General features: G+C 58.3%; 5 protein-coding genes and 1 pseudogene. 3 read left to right on the forward strand and 3 right to left on the reverse strand.

The features are described from left to right. The coding region (locus tag EOA27_RS16325) for a DMT family transporter (protein ID WP_145970373.1) at positions 1-575 on the forward strand (575 nt) is incomplete at its 5' end. 679 nt (positions 576-1,254) lie between these two features. On the opposite strand, the gene EOA27_RS16330 is transcribed toward EOA27_RS16325, so the two are convergent. Both EOA27_RS16330 and EOA27_RS16335 read right to left on the reverse strand, forming a co-directional pair. Next, complete coding sequence (locus EOA27_RS16330) at positions 1,255-1,473, reverse strand: hypothetical protein (protein WP_127256691.1); 219 nt, start codon at positions 1,471-1,473, stop codon at positions 1,255-1,257. Continuing rightward, the gene (locus EOA27_RS16335; protein WP_126079520.1) at positions 1,470-1,658 is read right to left on the reverse strand and encodes a DUF3606 domain-containing protein; all 189 of its coding nucleotides are present in this window, start codon (positions 1,656-1,658) and stop codon (positions 1,470-1,472) included. Before EOA27_RS16335 ends, EOA27_RS16330 begins: the two co-directional genes overlap by 4 nt. Before the next feature lie 128 nt (positions 1,659-1,786). On the opposite strand from EOA27_RS16335, the pseudogene ligD reads away from it, so the two are divergent. Beyond that, positions 1,787-3,557: pseudogene (gene ligD / locus EOA27_RS16340) on the forward strand (DNA ligase D). Between the two features lie 770 nt (positions 3,558-4,327). Here ligD and ctaD read toward each other — a convergent pair. Beyond that, entirely contained in the window at positions 4,328-5,986 is a 1,659-nt protein-coding gene (gene ctaD, locus EOA27_RS16345; protein ID WP_126079518.1) for a cytochrome c oxidase subunit I, read from the reverse strand. Between the two features lie 316 nt (positions 5,987-6,302). On the opposite strand from ctaD, the gene EOA27_RS16350 reads away from it, so the two are divergent. Continuing rightward, positions 6,303-6,715: DUF2243 domain-containing protein (locus EOA27_RS16350; RefSeq protein WP_127256693.1), on the forward strand; the 413-nt coding region annotated here is incomplete at its 3' end.

Below are 6,715 nucleotides of genomic sequence, written 5' to 3' on the forward strand. Positions count from 1 at the left end.
TCATCATTCTGATTTATGGTCAGCCGGCGGACATGACCGCCAGCTGGCTCTGGATTGCGATTGCGATGGTCATCCCCGTCACCTACGCGACCGAAGATATATTTTTGGCTGAGCGGAGGCCTGCTGCGATCGACAGCGTCGCTTTGTTCGGGATCACCCTTGTCGTTTCCGTGGCGCTGCTCATCCCGATTGCGGCCTATTACGATGATTTCATCCCGCTTGATCTGTTAACGGGACGCCTCGGCGTCATCGTGGTTCTGATGGCCGTGGCTGCCAATCTGGCAATGCTGCTCTTTATGGTCCTTATCTCGACAACAGGTGCAGTTTTCGCCAGCCAGAGCGCTTATGCCGTAACAGCGGCGGGCATCGGCTGGAGCATGCTGTTGCTCGGTGAAGCAATACCAATACTGACCTGGGCGTCCTTGGCGCTGATCATTGTCGGACTGATCATGGTGGAGCCGAAGCAGGAAGCCGAAGAAGAACCGCCGCTACTGGACGATACAATAGAGGATCTGGTCCCGCGCCTTGACCCACTACCGGCAGCCACGGAACAATCGCGGCCGATGCCGGTATAGTCCAGCGAGCGGCGCAGGGTGGCACCACGCCACCGAGATGTGTTCTCGCCTTTTCTCGAGAGCGGCTAAGGCGGCTTGCGACCATCACTGGGGCCAGCGAAAAGTCGGGAAGTGGCGCGACCGCGACCTCCAGGGTGGTCGCCGGCAGTGTCCGCTATAAGGCGGTGGCAAGCGTGACTTCAACGTCCCACATGGGGCGCGTTTCAGACATTCAGTCTGATGAGATTGAGCGAATGGCAGCTTTGCGCCCCGATTTCCGACGTTTAGGCCTTCCTGGTCGTTTCCCGAAAGCAGACGGTTTATTCATGCCGGGATGAACTCCGTTTTGAGCTAATTCGTTACACCTGAGTACCACGAGGTCCCCTGAGTTCATTCTCACGAAACTCGAGGAACGCACCTTCTGCGGGGCGAGGTCCAGCCGGGAGCACCGCGAGCGCTTCTACCCGGATCCAGCGAATAGCCCCGCCAGAGCCGGACCAGTTAGAGGTGATCATAGCAATGCCAAGACCGTTGATTGCGCTTGGAAGCCTGCCGCGGCGCCGATCCCGTGGTCACACGACCGGAGACGTCGAAGGTTGCTTCTCCTTTCAGAACGTCGACCGGCGCGGTCGATTTGCGAGGAGCCGCAATGCAAGATGACTCGTTAGGTCGGCCGGTGTTTAGGTCCGGCGGCGGCGGGTTACTTGCTGAACACCTTGGCTGGATCGGCATCGACACTGAACTCATGGATTGTGCCGCTCTCGTCTGTTACGCGGAACCAGTGCTCCTGCAGCGCGCGCGGCGAGATGACTTTGCCGGTTACATCTTCCACTGCCTGTAGTGCGTTGTCAGCATCAGCCTCATTTGTAGAGACGACATCTTCGCCGAAGAGTTCGTCTACGCGGTAGCGAGCCATCATCGTACCCCAAGGCGCTTCGCCTCTGCCTCAAGGGTCTCGCGGTCGTTGCCATGCTTGGCGATCAACTCGCGCACTTGAGGGATCGAAAGCCCAAACTTGCTGGCGAAATAGCCAACTTCGTATTCTTCATCACCCGAGACACGGTCCCGGTCACGGAAATCCGTTTTGCTTTTGTCGTCTGCCATGTGTCTGTCCTCCGCTCGTGAAAAGAGAAAGCGGACATAGGCAAAATGTTCCACCTCGATGCTTCAGCGACTGCTAAGGAACGCAACCAGCTCCCGGCCATTTCCTCAGCTCAGAGAGTTCCGAGTGCATGAGTAGGCGGAAAGGCCAACTCACCTTCATCGAGTTCCAATCGCCGACGCTGGTCGAGAGAGCTCCCGCCGATTCCGACTGGCTGCACGAGATCAAGTATGACGGTTATCGAACAGAGATCGTCATCGAGCGCGGGGAGGCACGAGCATTCACCCGACGGGGCTACGACTGGTCTCACCGCTACAAGCGCATAATTCAGACGGCTGCCAACCTGCCGGTCAAGTCGGCAATCCTAGATGGCGAGGTGGTGGTCCTCGGCACCACTGGGCTGCCGGACTTTCAAGCCCTCGAACGGGAGCTGGGAAACCCGAACTCGCTAAAGCTCATGTTCTTTGCATTCGACCTTTTGCACCTCAACGGTCGAGATCTGCGACAGATGCCTCTCATAGAGCGCAAGGCTGCTCTGCATGGCTGGCTGAAAGAAACGGCTCCGACGCTGACCTATGCCGAGCATTTGGAGGCGGGCGGTAGCGACGTGTTCGACCATGCCTGCCGGATGGGCTTGGAGGGCATTGTATCGAAGCGAGCCGACTCTCCCTACCGTTCCGGCGTTCAAACAAGCTGGCTCAAGGTGAAGTGCATCAATAGCGACACGTTCTCGATTGTCGCCTTCGTTGAGAAGCTCGGGGCTCAGCCGCGCCGCATCGCCTCGCTTTACATAGGCAGGCGAGACGGCGACCGCCTGCTATATGCCGGGAAGGCGCAAAGCGGCTATACCTTGCAAGCAGCCCAACGGGTTCGGGAGCGGCTGGACCCGCTGATCATCGAGAAGTCGCCGTTGTCGGCACCCATCAAGAAACCCAAGGCAACGTGGGTCAGACCAGAGGTGCTGGCAGAGGTGCAATTCAGCGGTGTGACGGACCGCGGCATCTTGCGCGAGGCGGTGTTCAAGGGATTGCGCGAGGACCTTCAGCCAATTACGGCCAAGCCTCCGGCTCCTTCCAAGCGCCGGGTGGAAAGCAAGCACGGCGTCCCGCGAAAGAACATTCTTCAGTTGCTACCGGACGCGGTCGCGCCATCCAAGGACGAGCTGACGGGATACTGGCGGCGAGTAGCCGACCGGGCGCTGATTCATCTAGGCCGACGACCACTGAAGCTCGTCCGCCACGCCTACGGTGCCACGTTCTACCATAAAGGGCCGTTGCCCCCGATTCCACGGTCGGTGCACCAGCTAAAAGTCAAAAAGCGCGAAGGCGGCGAAGGTGTCCGGGTCTGGGTAGATGACCTCGATGGTTTGCTTGGCTTGGTCGAAATGGACGCCGTCGAGCTTCATCCATGGAACGCGACCATCGACGACATCGAACACGCTGACCAGCTCGTATTGGACCTTGATCCCGGCGAAGGCGTGCCGTGGGATGTGGTCATGGAGGCCGCGCTGTCGCTCCGTATGATTTTTGAAGCCGCTGGCTTGGAGAGCTGGCCGAAGGTGACCGGCGGCAAAGGCGTCCATCTTACGGCCCCGCTGCCGCCAAACATGACTCACGATAGCGCGCGGAAACTAGCCAGATCGCTGGCTCAGTGCCTTGTGGACGCCGACCCCGAGCGGTACCTTCTATCAGCTGGTCCATCAGCACGCGCAGGACGTCATCTTCCTTGATTACCTCCGCAACGGCCGAGGCAACACTGCCGTAGGCGCATTTTCTCCGCGAGCCCGCCTCGGCTACCCGATCGCGCATCCCGTGACGTGGAAGCAGGTTGAGGCAGGTGTCCGGCCGGACACTTTCAGTGTCGCGAGGCCGTTTAGAGCCGGTTCTTGGATAGCAGCTTAGACTATGATGGGGTCGGTACACACGGCGCGTTTGGGGGAGTTCACTTTGTTGCCTCCGGTCAACGTTGAGAGACTCTTGCTCGTGTGAGGAGAGTGAGTTCTTCGTTGCATTCCTCAAAGCGAACACCTCGAACAATAAGATCTAGAGTTAGCTATCGCGTATTCCAGCGAGCGTTCGAGGAGATCCAAGTTGATCATCCCAAGACAGGAACGTCCCGCTTCGCGGAGCGTTGTTCCTCAGATCTTTAGAGCCGGAAGAGTGAGATGATCCGTCAGGTTGATAATGACCGGGATGAACGCGCAAGGCGGGCGGCTGACGAAATCATGCGGGTTGAGCGGCAGGAACGCGCAGAGAAAACAGCGCGATTGAGGGAAGCGCGTTTAGCCCGGGAGACTCAAAACAGGACCAAAACGGACGCAAAGAAGCGCGGGCACAAATAGGAAGAGAAGCGGTCGAAGACGGTCAATCGATCCGGTTCCCTTGTTGGCGACTGTCAGGAGCCTCCTTATCAGAAGGTGGGTGGGTGCGACCTTTGTGGAGATCGCCATGGGCAAAGAATATCCATTCACAGAAGCCACGCTCGGCGGCAAGTTGCGACGGCACAGGCCTATGCGTCCACTGCCTCACATGCAAAGCGCAGGGCGGTACTCGACGTCGCCGCATTGGCCAGGCGGAGCGGGCCAAACCAGCCCTGCCTTCAGTGGGATTTGCTCAAGATCATCTTCTGCAGCGAGTGCCGTGGCGTCCTCAGGCTTCGAAAAAGGCGCCGGTTATTTGATCACCGGCAGGCTATCCCACTGATGGAACGGAGGGGGTGAGGGCAGCATCCATTCCAACGTTGTGGCTCCTGGACCCCAAGGATTGCTGCCAACTTGGCGTCTCCTGGAGAAAGCTTCTATCACACAGGCCAGGAAGAAGAGCAAGCTCGCGCCAGAGATGTACGAGCCGTAAGAGGACACCATGTTCCAGCCGGCAAATGCGTCAGGGTAGTCGATGTAGCGCCGTGGCATCCCTGCTAGGCCGAGGAAGTGATGCGGGAAGAACACCAGATTGACGCCAACGAACGTTGTCCAAAAATGTACCCCGGCAAGAACGGAGTTGTACATATATCCGGTAATCTTGGGGAACCAGTAGTACCATCCTGCGAAGATACCGAAGAGCGCGCCGAGCGATAGGATGTAATGGAAATGGGCGACAACGAAGTAGGTGTCGTGCAGCTCGCGATCGAGCCCCGCATTGGCCAGCTGGACGCCGGTTACGCCACCAATCGTGAAAAGGAAGATGAAGCCGAGAGCCCAGAGCATCGGCGTCTGTAAGCGTATTGATCCGCCCCACATGGTGGCGATCCAGGAGAAGACCTTGATGCCCGTCGGAACGGCGATGACCATCGTGGCAAAGGTGAAGTAGCGCTGGGTATCGAGGCCGATCCCGCTCGTGTACATATGGTGCGCCCACACGACAAAGCCGATCGCACCTATGGCGACGATTGCATAAACCATCCCCAAATACCCGAAGATCGGCTTGCGGGAAAAAGTAGAGATGACCTGGCTGACGATGCCAAAGGCCGGAAGGATCATGATGTAGACTTCCGGGTGGCCGAAGAACCAGAAGAGATGTTGGTAGAGGATTAGGTCCCCGCCTTGGTCCGGCACGAAGAAGGCGGTGCCGAAATTGCGATCGGTCAGCAGCATTGTCAGCGCGCCGGCCAACACTGGTAGAGCGAGTAGCAGCAGGAAGCCGGTAATCAAAACCGACCAGGCAAACAGGGGCATCTTGTGCAGCGTCATGCCAGGAGCGCGCATATTGAAAATCGTGGTGATGAAGTTGATGGCGCCTAGAATCGAGGACGCGCCAGCGATGTGCAGGGCCAATATAACAAGGTCGACGGCAGGCCCCGGGTGCCCCGACGTTGACAGGGTCGGGTAGAGAAACCAGCCGGTTCCAGCGCCGAAGCCGCCAGGCACACTGGGCATGAAAATGGAGAGCAGGAGCAGGAGGAAGGCCGGTGGAAGAAGCCAGAACGAAACGTTGTTCATCCGCGGGAACGCCATATCGGGCGCGCCGATCATCAACGGGATCATCCAGTTTCCGAAGCCCCCGATCAGCCCTGGCATGACGGCGAAAAAGATCATGATCAGCGCATGGGCAGTGGTGAACACGTTGTAGAGTTGCTTGGCGCCGTCGATCGCCGAATCGCCCTGATAACCGTAGATGAATGAAGCCAAGCCTGGGAAAATCTGAATTCCGGGCTCCTGTAGCTCCATTCGCATCGCCACCGATAGGAGCATTCCAACGATGCCCGCGATGATCGCAAAGACAAGATACATCGTTCCGATGTCTTTGTGATTGGTCGAGAACAGCCAGCGCGCGGCTCCGGTGGGATGGCGGACTCCAGAATGAAGTTCTGCACTTGTCTCGGTGGGGGACATGGCAACTCTCGATCTTCAGCCGGATGACTGGCAGCGAGTTGTGCACGCGCCAAGCGCACCGAACCGGGCAATCGGAGCATTGTTCCCGGCTGACGGAGGGTAAATTTTTCGGCCGCTGGAACAACCGAACGAACGGTCTGTTCGGTTCCGACTGGAGCGACGCCTATGTTGGAGATGTTTGCAGCCCTACTGGTGCTTTTGGCGATCGCCGGGGGATTGATTTTCGTGTTCTGGCTGGAGGCCCGTCATGGCCTTCATGGCCCTGCTGAGAAGGGACCATATGTGCCGATCCGCGGCACGGACGTGCGGGGACCTGATGTCAGTCCATGATGCCGTTAATCGCTCGCGTCATGATGTGAATCGCCAAGCGCTTTGCGGTTGGCTGCTGGTCGGCTTCGCGCTGGCGGGTTTTTTCGATGGCATTGTGCTGCACCAGATCTTGCAGTGGCATCACTTGCTTTCAGCCTTCTCTCCCGGATCCGACCTGCGGTTCCAGGTAATGAGCGACGGCCTTTTTCATCTGGTGATGTACCTGTTGCTTGTATTGGCCAGCATCTTGCTGGTGGCGGCTCGAGCAACGAATTCACGCGTCGTCACGACGAGTGAGATTCTGCGGCTTTCGCTGGTCGGGTTTGGCATGTGGCACGTTGCCGACGCGGTTGTATTCCATTGGCTGCTCGGGCTGCATCGGATCAAGATCAATAGTGATGCTCCGCTTGCCTGGGACAT

The sequence above is a fragment of the Mesorhizobium sp. M2A.F.Ca.ET.037.01.1.1 genome (assembly GCF_003998075.1).
In the GTDB taxonomy this organism is placed as follows: domain Bacteria; phylum Pseudomonadota; class Alphaproteobacteria; order Rhizobiales; family Rhizobiaceae; genus Mesorhizobium.